Source organism: Devosia sp. Root436 (assembly GCF_001426345.1).
In the GTDB taxonomy this organism is placed as follows: domain Bacteria; phylum Pseudomonadota; class Alphaproteobacteria; order Rhizobiales; family Devosiaceae; genus Devosia.
Genome location: NZ_LMEM01000015.1, coordinates 54503 through 70678, shown reverse-complemented (window position 1 = coordinate 70678; position 16176 = coordinate 54503). Strand labels below are relative to the sequence as shown.

The window sequence follows — 16176 nt, the reverse complement described above, 5'->3', positions numbered from 1 at the left end:
ATTCATCCGCGATGTCATTTCGGCGAAGGCCGGAATCCATCCTGATATCTCTCCCACGACCAGGGGATAGCGCCGTACTACGCCCGCTGATACCACTCCTCGACCCGCTCAACCTCTTTTGCCGACCCCAGAATCACCGGCACCCGCTGGTGAATCCCCGTCGGCACCAGCTCCAGTATCTTCTCCCGCCCGGTCGTGGATTTCCCGCCCGCCGCTTCGAGGATCATCGCCATCGGATTGGCCTCGTACAGCAGCCGCAGCCGCCCGCCCTTGCTTACGGTCTCACTGTCGAGCGGATACATGAAAATCCCGCCCCGCATCAAAATCCGATGAATGTCCGCCACCATCGAGCCGACCCAGCGCATATTGTAGCGCTTGCCCGCCGCCCCGGTTTCCCCTGCTACATTCTCGGCCACATAGCCGCGCGTCGCGTCGTCCCAGAACCGCTCCCGCGCCGTATTGATCGCATATTCGCCCGATGCCGGCGCCACCGTCACCCGCTCCTGCGTCAGCACAAACGTCCCCGAACCATCCAGCGTGAACACCGTGGTCGATGTCCCGAAGCTCAGCACCAGGCTCGTCGCCGGCCCATAGGCGGCATATCCCGCCGCCAGTTGCGCACTACCCTTCTGCAACAACCCTTTGCTGGCATCCAGAACCGAAAAGATCGTGCCGACAGTGACGTTTACGTCCAGATTTGAAGACCCGTCCAACGGGTCCGTCGCCACCATGAACCCACCCTGATTCTCGATGTGAACCGCTTCATCCAGCTCTTCCGACACCAGAATCGAAATCTCGGGATTTTGCTTTATGTGATTCAAAACAATGTCGTTTGAGATCACATCGAGCGCCTTCTGCGCCTCCCCCTGCACATTGGTCGCCCCGGCGAGCCCCGTCTGCCCGGCAATCGGCGCCAGCCGCAGCACGGCGGCAATCCCCGCACTCGCCGCCGCCATGGTGGCGACAACCGAAGCGAGTTTGGGATCGACGGGCTGGGCAGCAAGCCATTGGGCAAGGGTGGTGGTCATAAATACACTCCGGAAGCGGCGGTTTCAGTCTCCCGATGCCGCAGTCTGACACAAGGCCGACTTTCGCATGGTGCCACGCCCTCCTTCGACAGGCTCAGGATGAGGGTGGTTCGAGGGTCGCTTCGCTCCGCCTCACCATGAGGGCGTGGCACTGTACCCCTCAAACCTCCTGCGCCAGATCCGCCAGCAACCCCGCCGCCACGCTCAGCCGCGACACCGTCAACTCCCCCTGCGTCAGTTCCGCCACCGCCGCGGCCGTGCGCGCGATGCCTGGCCGTGCCGTCCATCCGGCGAGTCCGCTCTCGCTCTTGAGCACATCCGCCGTCAGGTCGCGCTGCGCCCGCATCAGGTTGGCCAGCGCCCGGTCCAGCGCCATGCGGTCGAACCGGTCGCTGAGCACGATCTCCCGGCCCTGCTCGATCACCGGCCACAGCGCGAATGCCGCGAACACCCCAAAGAACGCCGCCGCCCCTTCTGCCACCTTCACGCCGGAACGTTCGCTGACCAGCACGATATCGCTGGCATAGCTGAGCACCGAAAGCTCGGCGATCCGTTGCGCCAGCGCCTCGGGCACGCCCTTGCCCACCAGTTCCGCCACCCGCCGGGCAATGCCTTCGGCCAGTGAAGCGGGTAGGGCGGTCCCCAGCATGGCCTTGAGCGCTGCGACGCCCGCCGCATGCCGCTCCACGAGCCCGGCCAGTCCCTGCGTCACATCCGCATTGCGCAGGAACCACAGGCTTTCCTGCCGCAGCAGGTCCATCACTTCGGCATAAAGCTCGAGCTGCACCGCCCCGGCGACCTGGCCATCCAGCGCGTCGATGGCCGTGTTGAGCTCGCTCAGCCCATAGACGTCGCGCGTCGCCGCATAGGCCAAGGCCACCTCGCCCGGGCTGGCGCTGGTCGCCGCCGTGAGTTCGGTGACGAAGGCCGGCCCGCCGCGATTGATCATCGCATTGGCCAGCACCGTGGCGATCACCTCGCGTTTCAGCCGATGCTGCGCCACTGCCTCGGGATAGGCCATGTGCAGCGTCTCGGGGAAATAGCGGTAGAGCTCGCCCGCCAGATACGCGTCGTCGATCGATTTGCCCTCCAGCAGGTCCGCGTAGAGCGTCAGCTTGGCATAGGCCAGGATCACGGCCAGTTCCGGCCGCGTCAGCGCCTTGCCACTCGCCGCCCGCGCGTCCAGCGCCGTATCGCCGGGCAAAAATTCCACCGCCCGGTCCAGTAGCCCGCGCTCTTCCAGCCGCTCGATCAGCTCGCGATGGTCGGGCAATTCGCCCAGCCCGCTGCGCTCGGCCAGCGATAGCGCCAGCCCCTGCAGGTAATTGTTGCGCAGGCACAAAGCCGCGACCTCGTCGGTCATCGTTACGAGGAAATCGTTGCGCGCCGCGATGGCCAGCGATCCGTCCGCCAGCTTCGGCGCCAGCGCGATCTTGATGTTGACCTCCAGGTCCGAGGAGTTCACCCCGGCCGAATTGTCGATGGCATCGGTATTGATCCGCCCACCCTTGAGCGCATATTCCACGCGCCCGCGCTGCGTCACACCCAGATTGGCGCCTTCGCCCACCACCTTGGCCCGCACGTCGCTGCCGGTAATGCGGATCGCGTCATTGGCCCGGTCGCCCACCTCGGCATTGGTTTCGAGACTGGCACGGATATAGGTGCCGATGCCGCCGAACCATAAGAGGTCCACCTCGGCCTTGAGAATGGCCGTCATCACTTCCGCCGGCGTCGCATGGCTCGCCGTCAGTCCCAGGGCCGCCTGTATCTCCGGTGTCAGCGGGATCGATTTGAGCGAGCGCGGAAACACGCCGCCACCTGCCGAAATCAGCCCCTTGTCATAATCCTGCCAGCTCGAACGGGGCAGGGCGAACAGCCTCTGCCTCTCGGCCATGCTCACCGCCGCATCGGGATTGGGATCGATGAAGATGTCGCGATGGTCGAACGCTGCCACCAGCCGCGTCTGCGGCGACAGCATCATGCCATTGCCGAACACGTCACCGCTCATGTCGCCCACGCCGACAACCGTGAACGGTTGCTTCTGGATATCGCGGTCCATTTCGCGGAAGTGGCGCTTCACCGTCTCCCAGCCGCCGCGCGCGGTAATGCCCATTTCCTTGTGGTCATAGCCGGCCGAGCCGCCCGAGGCGAAGGCGTCGCCCAGCCAGAAGCCGCGCGAAATGGCGATCCCATTGGCCGTGTCCGAAAAACTCGCCGTGCCCTTGTCGGCCGCCACCACGAGATAAGGGTCATCCCCATCCCGTCGCACCACGTTCTGGGGTGGCACCACCGCCCCATTGACCAGGTTGTCGGTCACATCGAGCAGGGCCCCGATGAAGATCGTATAGGCGGCCGTGCCCTCCGCCTGGAACGCCTCGCGCGCCATGCCGGCCACCAGGCGCTTGGGTGCAAAGCCGCCCTTGGCGCCGACCGGCACGATCACTGCATTCTTGACCTGCTGCGCCTTGACCAACCCCAGCACTTCGGTCCGGAAATCCTCAGGCCGGTCCGACCAGCGGATGCCGCCGCGCGCAATGGCGCCAAACCGCAGATGCACGCCTTCTACGCGCGGCGAATAGACCGAGATTTCCCGATAGGGCCGCGGCGCCGCCATGCCGTCCACCTTGGCGCTGTCGAACTTGATCGCCAGCGCCGGCATGCGATTGCCATTGCTGTCCCGCTGGAACGCATTGGTGCGCACCGATGCTTCCACCAGGTTCTGGAACCGGCGGATGATCGTGTCCTCGTCCAGCGATGCCATGGCATCCAGCGCCGCCACGATGCGCTCCCGTGCCGCCTCGGCCCCAGCCTCGCGGTCGGCCTGCGCAGGGTCATGCAAGGCGTTGAACAAGGCCACCAGCGCCGCCGCCGCCTCGGCCTGCTTCACCAGCACCGCCGCGATATAGCGTTGCGAATAGGATGTCCCCACCTGCCGCAGATAGCGCGACAGCGCCCGCAGCAATGCCGCGTCGGTCCAGCCCAGTTCCGTCCGGCTCACCAGCGTATTGAGCTGGTCGCTCTCGGCCAGTCCGACCCACACCGCCAGCAGCCCCGCCTCGACCGCTGCGCCGCGCGCCGCATCGAAGCTCACGCCATCGGCCGGTTCCAGCACCATGTCGTGCAGATACCGCTCCACCCCGTCGCGCGGCACGATCGTATAGGTCCGCTCGTCGATCACCCGGAACCCGAAGGCTTCCAGCATCGGCACGCGGTCGCTCAGCGGAATGGCGCTTTCGCGATGATAGAATTTGAGCCCCAGCGAGCCATCGGCCCCGCTGCGCTCCCGCAGCTTTATGGCCACGCCCGCACCATCGCCCAGCCCGCGCAGCACCTCGATATCGGCATGCGCATCGGCGGCGGTATTGCGCGACTGGTATGCGGTGGAAAACGCCCCGCGATAATCGCTGATCGCCGCCGGATCGTCCGCCGTCGCTGCCAGCATGTCGCCGAAATTGGATGTCAGCGCATCCACCCGGGCTTCGAGTTCCGCCCGGCTTGGCTGCGGCGTCGGTCCCGCCACCCGGCCGATGATCACATGCAGCCGCACCAGTTCCCCTTCCGGGAAATGCGGATAATAGGCCGAGACGCGCCCGTCATAGACCTGCGCCAGGTAGCGCGCGATGCGGGCCCGCGCTTCCCCGTCATAGCGGTCGCGCGGCACATAGACGAGAATGGAGACGAAATTGTCGAACCGGTCGATGCGCGGCAGCACTCGCACCCGCGGCCGATCATAGAGCCCGGCAATGACAGTGGCGAATTCGAACAATTGCTCGATGCCGATCTGAAACAGCTCATCGCGCGGATAGGAATCCAGCGCACTCAGCAGCGCCCGCCCGTCATGGCCCAGCGGATCGACACCCGACCGGCGCATCACTTCGGCGATCTTGCGCCTGATGATCGGCACATCGGTATGGGGCGTTGCCTGCGCCTGCGCGGTGAACAGCCCGACAATGCGCAATTCGCCCACCGCCTTGCCGCCATCGCCGAAAATCTTGATGCCGACATAGTCCATATGCGCGCGCCGATGCACCTGCGCCCGCACATTGGCCTTGGTCACCAGCAGCGGCTCGCTCGACGTCATGAACGCAGCGTGCTGCGGCGTCGATTCCACGAAATTGGCTCCGCTGCGCAGCACCCGCACATCCGCGTCGCGCAGGATGCCCAGCCCGCTCCCGGCCACCGGCTTCAGCGCGTCGCCATCAAGCCGGTAGTCCCGCATGCCCAGGAACGTGAAGTTGTGCTCGATCAGCCAGTCGAGAAAGCGCAGCGGCTCGTCCTTGGGCGTGATCGGACTCCGCTCCAGCGTGGCGATGCCCTGGCGCAGCCGCTCCAGCATGGGTTGCCAGTCGCGCACCGCGCGCGTCACCTCGGCCATCGTGGTTTCGATTTCCGCCGTCAGCGCCGCGACATCGGCCACCGGGTCGCTGTGGATATGCAGCACGCTCAGCGCCTTGCCATTTTCGCTCACCGCGCCGCCCTCGATGCGCACCACGGGGTGGGTGAACATGCGCACCGTGCCGCCGGCAGCCCGCAGCGCCGCCAGCGCGCTGTCGACGATGAACGGCATGTCCGGCGAGATGATATCGAGCACCAGCGGATCGCCCGATTTCTGCGGCAGCGTGGCCGTCAGCCGGCTGTTATCCCCCCCATAGGCGAGCAGTTGGGCATAGGAGTGCCGCAGGGCCGCCTCGAATCGCTGCGGGGACTGGCGCCCCAGGTCCTCGCTGTCCGTCGCCAGGATGGCGGCCTTGAAAAAGCGCGCAAAGCCCGCATCCTCCATGACCAAAGCGGCAGCCCGGTCCAGCAGCGCCGGACGGTTCGATTGTCCCATATCCATTCAACGACTCCCCAACTCGCAACGCGCAGTCTAGGCAGCCCGCGCGCCCCTGTCTGCCATCCCTTCGCACAATAGAGCCGCCGCGCGATCCTCCAATGACAATCCTGGTCGCGTTAGCCTTCTGGTCATACTCTGGAATGGGTTTGCGCGCGACCGGCCGATTTGCAGGTTGTCGCGAGCTCATTCCCGTTTTCGGCGTCCCGGCAGCAAACTATTTTCTTCTCGCGGCGGATGGTGCGAGCCATCGCCTTGCGATACCCGACTGGTCTGATAGTCTTTTATTCATTCGATCTCAGCGGAGACAGAGATGAAGAACGCACCGAAATTCATTGCCTACGCCGCCCTTGCCGCATCGCTGACGATGGGCTTCGCGGTCACGGCGCACGGCCAGGATCGCACCCTGATCAATGTCAGCTACGATCCGACCCGTGAACTCTATCAGCAGTTCAACGAGGCCTTCGTCGCCCACTGGCAGCAAACCACCGGCGAGACCGTCGCCGTGCAGGCGACCCATGGCGGCTCCGGCGCCCAGGCCCGCACCGTCATCGATGGCCTTGAGGCCGATGTGGTGACCCTGGCGCTCGAATCCGACATCAACGCCATTTCCGATGCCGATCCCACGCTGATCCCGGCCGACTGGCGCGGCACCTTCGAAAACAACAATGCCCCCTACACCTCGACCATCGTGTTCCTGGTGCGCAAGGGCAATCCCAAAGGCCTCAGGGATTGGGGCGACCTGATCCAGGATGGCGTTGAGGTCATCACGCCCAATCCCAAGACCTCGGGCGGCGCCCGCTGGAACCTGCTCGCAGCCTGGGCCTGGGCCAAGGCACAGCCCGGTGGCTCCGATGAAACCGCGCAGGCCTTCGTCACCGAACTCTACAAGCACGTCCCCGTGCTCGATACCGGCGCCCGCGGCTCCACCACCACCTTCGTCCAGCGCGGCATCGGCGATGTCCTGCTCGCCTGGGAAAACGAGGCCTATCTGGCCCTCAACGAACTCGGCCCCGACGCCTTCGATATCGTGACCCCCTCGATCTCGATCCTGGCCGAACCTCCGGTCGCTCTGGTCACTGGCAATGCCGAAAAGAAGGGCAATACCGACCTGGCCCAGGCCTATCTCGAATATCTCTATTCCCCCGAGGGCCAGGCGATCGCCGCCGCCAACTATTACCGCCCCTTCAAGCCGGAACTGGCCAATCCCGATGACATCGCCCGCTTCGGCGACGTCAACCTCGTGACCATCGCCGATTTCGGCGGCTGGCGCGAAGCCCAGCCCCACTTCTTCGGCGACGGCGGCATCTTCGACCAGATCTACACCGGCACCCCGGCGCAATAATCCTCCCAAGATGCAAACGCCCTCATGGTAAGGTGCGCTTCTTCAGCGCCTCGAACCACGAGGGCGTGGCACAATCAATGCACCGTCGTCGGCCCCACCGGCTCAATCTCTTCCCCGTCTGCCCCAGTCTTTGGCCCGGCCCAGAACACCAGATACAGCAGTTCCTCCCCATCCGCGTCGGTGATCTCGATCGAGCGCGGAATCCGCGTATCGCCGCCGGTGCTGGCCGCCTGCTCGACAATAGCCTTGGCCAAAGCCGCCGCATTGTGCTCGGCCGCCTCGAGGTCGGGCAACTCGCTGCCATCCCTGTCGGGTATCAGCTCGTCATCGGTGCGATAGTGAAAATAGAACCGGGGCATAAAGGCCTCCCTTGGCGGAGGAAACGCCAGGGCGGGCAGGGAAGTTGCCGGCGCGGCGCAATCGATTGCAGCTTGGCAGCTTCGCGCCGCTCAGTCGAGCCCGCCCACGGCATGATAGCCGTGCCTTTGCCACAAGAGCGGCGAGCGACCGGTCGTCGTCTCCGCCTCGATGACCGCCCCGGCGAACAGCACATGCGTTCCAGTCTCGATCGCGCCGATCACGTCGCAATCCAGCGCCGTCACCGCCCCCAGCAGCATCGGATGTCCCGAATGCCACTGGCTCCATTGCCCGGTATTGAACCGCTCTTCCGGTTCCACTCGCCCGGCAAAGGCGTCGGCCACCTCGGCCTGGTCATCGGCCAGCAGCGCCAGCGAGAATCCGCCCGTCTTGGCGATCAGGTCGGCCAGCCGGCTCATGATGTCGATGGAAATCAGCAAGGTCGGCGGGTTCATCGACAGCGACAGCATCGAGGTCACCGTCCGCCCGATCTGCTCGCTGCCGCGCCGCGCCGTCACCACGCTCACCGTCGTCGCCATGCCCGCCATGGCGGAACGGAATTCGGCATTGCCCACCACCGGTTGCCGGGGCGGACGCAGGCGCATGGCGTCGGGCAGGTCGAAATCGGCCATTGCTATAGTCACGATCCTTCTCCGGGCTGTTCCGAGAACAGGTCGCGGAGCTTGTTGGGCACGCCTTCCATGGCCTTCGCATTGGCCGGCGCAATACCCTTTTCGGTGATGTTCGGCCAGACCCTCGCATATTTGCGATTGAGCGCGATCCACGGCGCCAGTTCCGGCTCCATATCCGGCTTGATGGCGTCGATGGGACATTCCGGCTCGCACACGCCGCAATCTATGCACTCGTCCGAATTGATGACCAGCATGTTCTCGCCCTCATAGAAACAATCCACGGGGCAAACCTCCACGCAATCCATATGCTTGCAGGCAATGCAGTCTTCGGTAACGACATAGGTCATCGGCACAATATTCCTACACCCACGGTGTCATCCCGGCCTTGAGCCAGGATCCATCCCGAGATCCCGCCACAGCCGCAAGGTGGATCGCTCTTCCACCGGACGTTGGCGGGACAACATCGAGTTTGTTTGTGGGGGGCGACCTAACTCAAATTCGCTTCCGCAAACTCGTAATTCGCCAGCTTGTCGAGGAAGTTGCTCACATAGTCCGGCCGCCGGTTGCGGAAATCGACATAGTAGCTGTGCTCCCACACATCGAGCCCCAGCAGCGGCTTGCCTTCACCCGTCGCCAGCGGATTGGAGCCATTGGCCGTCTTGGTCACCTTGAGCTTGCCGTCGCTCCCCAGCACCAGCCAGGCCCAGCCCGAGCCGAACTGGCTCGTCGCCGCGGTCTTGAACTGTTCCTTGAACGCTTCGACCGAACCAAGGTCACCGACGATCTTGGCTTCCAGCTTCCCCGGCAGCGCCCCACCCTTGGGCGACAGCGCATTCCAGAAATGGATATGGTTCCAGTGCTGCCCGGCATTGTTGAACACCGCCGCCAGCTCCGCCTTGCTGTTGGCGAAAGCGATGATTTCCTCCAGCGACTTGCCGGCCAGCGCCGCATTCTTTTCCACGAATCCGTTCAGCGCCGTCACATAGGCCTGGTGGTGCTTGTCGTGATGCAGCTCCAGCGTTTCCTGGCTCATGCCGCGCTCGGCAAGGGCGGCGTGGGCATAGGGCAGGGCGGGGAGTTCAAAGGCCATTTTCGGCTCCTGTCAGGCGTTTGGTGGTGCGACAACGGCGGCGCTTGCATTCCAATGCTGTGCCGTCTAATTTCCAAGTGATGACTTTGAAAACATCTGACACCGATATGTCAAGCCAGAACTTGGAAAATCCGTCCCCGGGAAACGTATCGTGGTCGCCGCGCAGCCCTGCCGAGCGGGTGCTGATGGCGCTCAAGATGCACGGCGCGCTGTCCGCCGCCGCCCTGGGCGGCAAGCTCGGCACCACGGGGGAAGCTGCCCGCCAGCAACTCGCCCGCCTGGCCGACGAGGGCCTCGTCATTGCCACCAGCGAGGCGCGCGGGGTAGGGCGCCCCACCCAGAGCTGGAACCTCACGCCATCGGCCCAGTCCCGCTTCCCCGACACCCATGCCGCGCTCACCGTACAACTGCTCGGCATTGTCCGGAATTCACTGGGCGAGGCGGCCCTCGACACCCTCATCGCGACCCGTGAAGCCGAAACGCGCGCCGTCTACGAAACCGCGCTGGCTGATCGCAGCAGCCTGCGCGACAAGGTCGCGGCCCTCGCCGCCCTGCGCTCCGCCGAAGGCTATATGGCCGATTGGCGCGAAGAGGCCGACGGTTCCCTGGTCCTCATCGAAAACCATTGCCCCATCTGCGCCGCAGCCACCGCCTGCCAGGGCTTCTGCCGCGCCGAGCTCGACGTCTTCCGCTCCGTCCTTGGCCCGGAGGCCGAGGTGGTGCGCGACGAGCACATCGTCGCCGGCGGCCGCCGCTGCAGCTATGTCATCCGCGAGACAGACGCATGAGCGACAGCAATCCCCGCCCGCCCGCCGGCACGCGCCATCAGCGCGTCGGCTGGGAAACCCCCGCCGGGCTCGACGAAGCCATGATCCGCGCCGTCGTCGATCGCTTCTATGCCGATGTGCGCCGCGATCCTCTGATCGGCCCCATCTTCAACCGCATCATCGCCCCCGAAGCCTGGCCGCATCATCTCGATCTCATCGCCGATTTCTGGAGTTCCATGCTGCTCGGCACCGGCCGCTATGGCGGTCGCCCGATGCCCAAGCACATGGCCATCCCCGAACTGGCCGATCCCCATTTCATGCGCTGGCTCGCCTTGTTCCGCCGCACGGTGGAAGAGCTCTGCCCGCCCGACATTGCCGCGCTCTTCGTCGAACGCTCCGAGCGCATCGGCAACTCCTTCCGCATGAACATCGCCATGCGCCGCGGCCAGGACATCACCGCCATGGCCCCCCTGGAACGCGAAACCCCGGTGTGGACGCTGCCGCGCTGAAGGAGCTTCAGTCGTCAACCCTCTCCCCTTGAGGGAGAGGGTCAGAAAATCCTCGTTCAGAGGATTTTTCTGGGGTGAGGGGTGCTGAGCCATCCCATACTTTAATGCTTGTGGCGCCAACGCTCATCCGCCCTTCGGGCACCTTCTCCCGCAAGGGGAGAAGGAAGAAGCCGCGCCACAATTTGCTGCCCACCCCGCCGATTTCCCCTGCAACCCCCCACCAGAATCTTCCCCACACCTCACCGGCAGAATTTTTTTCCGCCCCGCCTCGCCCAAACGCCACCCGCTCGCTTTGATAAACCCGACCATTCCACTAGGGTCACCAGCGCCGAACCGGGTTGAGAGGTCGACATGAACTGCGCCGCCAAAACTGCCGCCATCAGGGCTGCCGCTTGAGCACCGCTGTTTCGACTGCGCGTAAGGGCGGCCGCTTTCGCCGGCCCAGCGTCATTCCCGGCTTCGGGCTGACGCTCGGCTTCACGCTGACCTATTTCTCGCTGATCATCCTGATCCCGCTGCTCGCCTTGGCCATCCGCTCCGCCGGTCTCGGCCCCGAGAGCTTCTGGCAAGCCGCGACCGACGCGCGCGTGCTCGGCTCGCTCCGCGTCAGCTTCGCCACCGCGCTCATCGCTGCTGGCGTCAACGTGATCTTCGGCACCGTGATCGCCTGGGTGCTGGTGCGCTATCGCTTTCCCGGCCGCCGCATCTTCGATGCCATCATCGATCTGCCTTTCGCATTGCCCACCGCCGTCGCCGGCATCGCGCTGACGGCCATCTATGCGCCCAATGGCGCCGTCGGTGCGCTGTTCGCCCCACTCGGCTGGCGCATCGCCTATACGCCGGCCGGCATCGTCATCGCCATGATCTTTATCGGCCTGCCCTTCGTCGTCCGCACCATCCAGCCCATTCTGGAAGAGGTGAGCCATGAGGTCGAGGAAGCCAGTGCCACCCTGGGCGCCAGCCGCCTCCAGACCATCACCCGCGTTATCCTGCCCAGCCTGACGCCCGCCATTCTCACCGGCTTCGCCCTGGCTTTCGCCCGCGGCGTGGGCGAATACGGCTCCATCATCTTCATTGCCGGCAACATCCCCTTCGTGTCCGAGATCGCCCCGCTGCTGATCTATATCCGCCTGCAGGAATTCAACTATGTCGGCGCCACCGTCATCGCCACGGTCATGCTGCTGCTCTCCTTCGCGCTGCTCTTCGTCATCAACCTGATCCAGGCCTGGTCCCGCCGGAGGTATGGTTATGGCAACTAAGCTGCGCGCTCGCCGCCTCCGCCGGACCTCCCCCACCAGCGAAAGCCGCCTCGTTCAGTTCCTGCTGATCGCTATCGCCCTGGCCTTCATGGGCGTCATCCTGCTGCTGCCGCTCTATGCCGTGTTCCACGAGGCATTCATCAAGGGCGTCGGCGCCTTCTTCGCCGCGCTCGGCGAAAAGGATGCGCAGGCCGCCATTCGCCTGACGCTGCTGGTCGCCGCCATCGCCGTGCCGCTCAACGTGGCCTTCGGCCTTGCGGCCTCCTGGGCCATCGCCAAATTCGAATTCAAGGGCAAGGCCTTCCTCATCACCCTGATCGACCTGCCCTTTTCGGTCTCCCCGGTGATTTCGGGCCTGGTCTACGTGCTGCTGTTCGGGGCAGGGAGCTTCCTCGGTCCCTGGCTCAAATCCTATGGCATCGAGGTGCTGTTCGCCTTGCCTGGCATCGTGCTGGCTACCATTTTCGTGACCTTCCCCTTCGTCGCCCGCGAGCTGATCCCGCTGATGCAGGATCAGGGCACCGGCGACGAGGAAGCCGCGCTCTCGCTCGGCGCCAATGGCTGGCAGACCTTCTTCCGCGTCACGCTCCCCAATATCAAGTGGGGCCTGCTCTATGGCGTGCTGCTGTGCAATGCCCGCGCCATGGGCGAGTTCGGCGCCGTTGCCGTGGTTTCGGGCAAGATCCGCGGCCAGACCACCACCATGCCGCTGCAGGTGGAAATGCTCTACAACGAATACAACGCCTCGGCCGCTTTCGCCCTGGCGTCCTTGCTGGCCTTGCTTGCTTTGGTCACGCTGGTACTGAAGACGGCACTGGAATGGCGTTTCGGCAACGAAATCGCCGCCGGCCACTAAAGGGATTTGGGGTTTTATGGAAGTTCGCGTTCAAAACGTGCGCAAGGAATTCGACCGGTTCCCGGCGCTTCATGATGTCTCGCTCGACATTCGTTCGGGCGAGCTGATCGCGCTGCTCGGCCCCTCCGGCTCGGGCAAGACCACCCTGCTGCGCCTCATTGCCGGCCTCGAAATGCCTACCCAGGGCAAGATTTTCTTCGGCGATACCGACGCTTCCGAAAAGACCGTGCAGGAGCGCAATATCGGCTTCGTGTTCCAGCACTATGCCCTGTTCCGGCATATGACGATCCTTGAAAACATCTCCTTCGGCCTCAAGGTCCGCCCCCGCTCCAGCCGCCCGCCGGCAGGCGAAATCCGCCGCCGCGCCCTCGAACTGCTCGATCTGGTCCAACTCTCCGGCCTCGAAAAGCGCTACCCCAGTCAGCTCTCCGGCGGCCAGCGCCAGCGCGTCGCCCTGGCGCGCGCCCTCGCCATCGAGCCGGCGGTGCTGCTGCTCGACGAACCCTTCGGCGCGCTCGACGCCCAGGTTCGCCGCGAACTGCGCAAATGGCTGCGCGAGATCCATGACCGCACCGGCCACACCACCGTCTTCGTCACCCACGACCAGGAAGAAGCCCTCGAACTCTCCGACCGCCTCTGCGTCATGAGCCAGGGCAAGATCGAGCAGGTCGGCACCCCCGACACGGTCTACGACCACCCGACCTCGCCCTTCGTCTTCGGCTTTATCGGCGAATCCAGCACCCTCCCGGTCACCGTCGAAAATGGCGAGCTCTGGGTCGGCGGCCGCGCCATCGGCATCCCCGCCGGCGATGCCAGTCCGGGCGAGGCGCGCCTGTTCTTCCGTCCGCATGATGTCGACCTGATCGAGGCCGATGCCTCGCTGGCCGGCGTCGTCAGCACCGCGCGCCGCGTTGGTGGCACACGGCGCGTCGAACTCGAAATCGGCGGCGCCGGTCACCTTGTCGAGGTCGATCTTCCTTTCGACCATCCGGCCGGCGAAAAAACCCGCCTCGCCTTCCGTCCCCGCCGCTGGAAACTGTTTCCGGCCGGCTAAGGCATCGGACCGAAAAGCGTAAAATCCGATGCGACAACAAACAGATAGAGCGGCACATTGCCTTCGATGGAACGAACGCCGCTCTGGCGCTTGCTCGATGGTATCGATTGCAATGGCGGCGGTGCCGGTCTCCGGCTAAGCCTCGGGCCTGCCTGCAAAAACTCTTCTGCCATTAGTATTCTGGCGACGGATTTCGGCCTATGCTCGGGCCCTCGACGCACGAGAGAGTCCAGTGTCCGAACCGGTTGCTGCCTTGGCTGACGGATTTTCGCGGGGAACGCACCTGTTGCGTGCGGGCCTCTGCGATGAGGCCATGGTGGAGTTTCGTGCCGTCTACGCCGATGCCGAAGCCGCCGACGATGCCGGCCTTATGGCCGCCTGCCTCTGCGAAATGGCCTGGTGCTGCTACAAGCTGGGCCAGGTCGAGCAGGGCCTGGAATGTGCCATGGGCGCTGTCTGGCTGCGCGAGCGGCAGGACGACAAGGCCGAGCTTGCCCGCGCCGTCGCCGTCAAGGCCATCCTCTTTCTCGATCTGGGCTTCAGCGACGAGGCGTTCGACCTTGCCGAGCAGGCCGTCGATCTCGCCGGCGCCGGCGGCGATTCCGCCGTGCTTGCTTTCGCGCTCAATGCCAAGGGCATCGTGCTGACGGTCTGCCGCGAGCTCGACATGGGCATGGCGCTGATCGAGCGCGCCGTGTCGCTTGCCGCCGATCAGGCCAACATCGCCGCCGAGGCCTATTACCTGCTCAATCTCGGCTTCTGCCACGCCAAGATCGCCGAGGAGGCCGACAAGTTCGGCCAGACGGAGCGGGCCATCGGCGAGCGCGAAGCCGCGATCGACCTGACCGCGCAGGCTATCGAAAAAGCCGATGCCAGCGGCGACTACTGGAGCCTGCGCGTCGCCCTTGGCAACACCGCCGAAATGCTCGGCCTGCAGGGACGCTACGACATGGCCCTGCAATATCTGGATCGTAGCGCCAGGCTGCCCGGCGAGCCCGGCATCAGCCTGCGCATCCACTATCTCTATACGCTGGGTGACGTGCTGCTGCGCGCCGGCCACCTCTACAAGGCGCGCATCGCCGTCACCGATGCGCTGGCCCTGGCCGATGAAAGCCACCAGGTCGACCATCAGGTCAACGCCGCCCACAAGCTCGCCACCATCCTCGAAGCCATCGGCGACACCGCCGCAGCCCTGGCGCTGCACAAGCGCTTCCACACCCTCTATGTCCTGCAATCGGGCGAAACCGCCCGCCGCCGCGCCCGCATCGAGGAAATCCGCGCCGAAACCCAGCAATTGCGCAGCCGCGCCGCCACCCTGGCCGATCAGGCCATGAGCGATCCGCTGACCGGCATCGCCAATCGCCGCAGCTTCGACCAGATTCTCAACCGCCTTGCCGGCACGCCCGTCGCCATCGCCATTGTCGATCTCGACCATTTCAAGACCGTCAACGACCGCTTCTCCCACATTGTCGGCGATGCGGTGCTGCAGCGCGTCGCTCGGGCGCTGGTAGCCCAGATCGGCCCCCACGGCCACGCCGCGCGGCTTGGCGGCGAAGAATTCGCGTTGGTCTTTCCCGATGCGCCCGAAGCCACCGCCGCGGCCTTCTGCGAAGGCATCAGGGCCGCCATCGGCGCCACCAACTGGTCCGATCTCACGCCCGGCCTCGCCGTTACGATCAGTATCGGCCTCGCCACCGGTGATGGCACCACGCCCTCGGGCGATCTGCTGCAGACCGCCGATAACCGCCTCTACATCGCCAAGGCCAATGGCCGCGATCGCCTCGTGTCCACCGATAGCCCGGTCATCGCCCCCATGCCCGCTCTGGCCGGCGAACGCCGTCGCTGGCGCGCATGACCGCGGCCTTCCGCGCCTTCGAGCAGCGCCTGGCACGCTATGCCGATCCGGCCGAGACGGGCAGGGCGCTGCACGATCTCGCCGCGGCGGTCCTACCGGCCCGGCTCTTCACCCTCACCGCCATCGACATGGCGGCGATGCAGGTCCGCCGCGTCTATTCCAGCCACCCCGATGTCTATCCGCTGCTCGGCACCAAGCCGCTCGTCATCGACGACTGGTTCCGCGCCATGCAGACCGAGCGCCGCATCACCGCCATCAACAGTGCTGCCGGCATGGAAGGCGAGTTCCCCGATCTCACGCTGATCCGCTCCCTGGGCTGCAACAGCTCGCTCAGCATCCCCATCATGGCCGGCAACGATCTGCTCGGCACCATCAATGCCCTCGACGCCGAAGGCAGCTACCCGCCGGAACCAATCGACAGGGCCGCCGACCTGATCATCCCCGCAACGGCCGTGTTCCTCATCCTCCGCGGTCATTTCGCGCTGTAGTGCCACGCCCTCGTGGTTCGAGGCGCTGAAGAAGCGCTCCTCACCATGAGGACTACTAGAACACCGAGCTACAAGTAGCCTTCATGGTGAGGTGCGAGCCCTTCG

Annotated in this window: 14 protein-coding genes; 8 read left to right on the top strand and 6 right to left on the bottom strand. The window is 65.0% G+C overall.

Annotated features, from left to right (window positions below):
- Nucleotides 1-77: 77 nt before the first annotated feature.
- Both ASD04_RS17785 and ASD04_RS17780 read right to left on the bottom strand, forming a co-directional pair.
- Entirely contained in the window at nt 78-1028 is a 951-nt protein-coding gene (locus ASD04_RS17785) for a class 1 fructose-bisphosphatase (RefSeq protein ID WP_056259936.1), read from the bottom strand.
- A gap of 160 nt (nt 1029-1188) precedes the next feature.
- Entirely contained in the window at nt 1189-5865 is a 4677-nt protein-coding gene (locus tag ASD04_RS17780; protein ID WP_056259935.1) for an NAD-glutamate dehydrogenase, read from the bottom strand.
- 361 nt (nt 5866-6226) lie between these two features.
- Here ASD04_RS17780 and ASD04_RS17775 point away from each other — a divergent pair, with 361 nt between their 5' ends.
- Entirely contained in the window at nt 6227-7204 is a 978-nt protein-coding gene (locus tag ASD04_RS17775; protein WP_244488359.1) for a sulfate ABC transporter substrate-binding protein, read from the top strand.
- A 74-nt stretch (nt 7205-7278) separates the two neighbouring features.
- Here the strand turns inward: ASD04_RS17775 and ASD04_RS17770 are convergent, their stop codons facing one another.
- The 4 genes from ASD04_RS17770 to ASD04_RS17755 form a co-directional block, all read right to left on the bottom strand.
- Entirely contained in the window at nt 7279-7563 is a 285-nt protein-coding gene (locus ASD04_RS17770; protein ID WP_056259932.1) for a hypothetical protein, read from the bottom strand.
- Between the two features lie 90 nt (nt 7564-7653).
- Nucleotides 7654-8205 carry a flavin reductase family protein gene (locus ASD04_RS17765; protein ID WP_156461323.1) on the bottom strand — a complete coding sequence of 184 codons (552 nt, stop codon included), beginning with the start codon at nt 8203-8205 and terminating at the stop codon, nt 7654-7656.
- On the bottom strand, nt 8202-8540 hold the full coding sequence (fdxA, locus tag ASD04_RS17760; protein WP_056259927.1) for a ferredoxin FdxA: 339 nt from the start codon (nt 8538-8540) through the stop codon (nt 8202-8204). The genes ASD04_RS17765 and fdxA overlap by 4 nt, the downstream gene beginning before the upstream one ends.
- A 140-nt stretch (nt 8541-8680) precedes the next feature.
- Complete coding sequence (locus ASD04_RS17755) at nt 8681-9283, bottom strand: superoxide dismutase (RefSeq protein ID WP_056259925.1); 603 nt, start codon at nt 9281-9283, stop codon at nt 8681-8683.
- Between the two features lie 185 nt (nt 9284-9468).
- Here ASD04_RS17755 and ASD04_RS17750 point away from each other — a divergent pair, with 185 nt between their 5' ends.
- From ASD04_RS17750 to ASD04_RS17720, 7 genes are all read left to right on the top strand, one after another.
- Nucleotides 9469-10071, top strand: coding sequence for a MarR family transcriptional regulator (locus ASD04_RS17750; protein WP_200940296.1), 603 nt, complete (start codon nt 9469-9471; stop codon nt 10069-10071).
- Nucleotides 10068-10559 (top strand): group III truncated hemoglobin, encoded by a 492-nt coding sequence (locus tag ASD04_RS17745; RefSeq protein WP_200940291.1) that lies wholly within the window; start codon nt 10068-10070, stop codon nt 10557-10559. Before ASD04_RS17750 ends, ASD04_RS17745 begins: the two co-directional genes overlap by 4 nt.
- Before the next feature lie 392 nt (nt 10560-10951).
- The gene (gene cysT, locus ASD04_RS17740; protein ID WP_056259923.1) at nt 10952-11818 is read left to right on the top strand and encodes a sulfate ABC transporter permease subunit CysT; all 867 of its coding nucleotides are present in this window, start codon (nt 10952-10954) and stop codon (nt 11816-11818) included.
- Nucleotides 11802-12674, top strand: coding sequence for a sulfate ABC transporter permease subunit CysW (gene cysW / locus ASD04_RS17735; RefSeq protein WP_056259921.1), 873 nt, complete (start codon nt 11802-11804; stop codon nt 12672-12674). The genes cysT and cysW overlap by 17 nt, the downstream gene beginning before the upstream one ends.
- Nucleotides 12675-12690: 16 nt before the next feature.
- On the top strand, nt 12691-13728 hold the full coding sequence (locus ASD04_RS17730; protein ID WP_056259919.1) for a sulfate/molybdate ABC transporter ATP-binding protein: 1038 nt from the start codon (nt 12691-12693) through the stop codon (nt 13726-13728).
- Nucleotides 13729-13960: 232 nt separating this feature from the next.
- Nucleotides 13961-15583, top strand: coding sequence for a GGDEF domain-containing protein (locus ASD04_RS17725; protein WP_156461321.1), 1623 nt, complete (start codon nt 13961-13963; stop codon nt 15581-15583).
- Nucleotides 15580-16071 carry a hypothetical protein gene (locus ASD04_RS17720; protein ID WP_056259915.1) on the top strand — a complete coding sequence of 164 codons (492 nt, stop codon included), beginning with the start codon at nt 15580-15582 and terminating at the stop codon, nt 16069-16071. The genes ASD04_RS17725 and ASD04_RS17720 overlap by 4 nt, the downstream gene beginning before the upstream one ends.
- Nucleotides 16072-16176 lie beyond the last annotated feature (105 nt).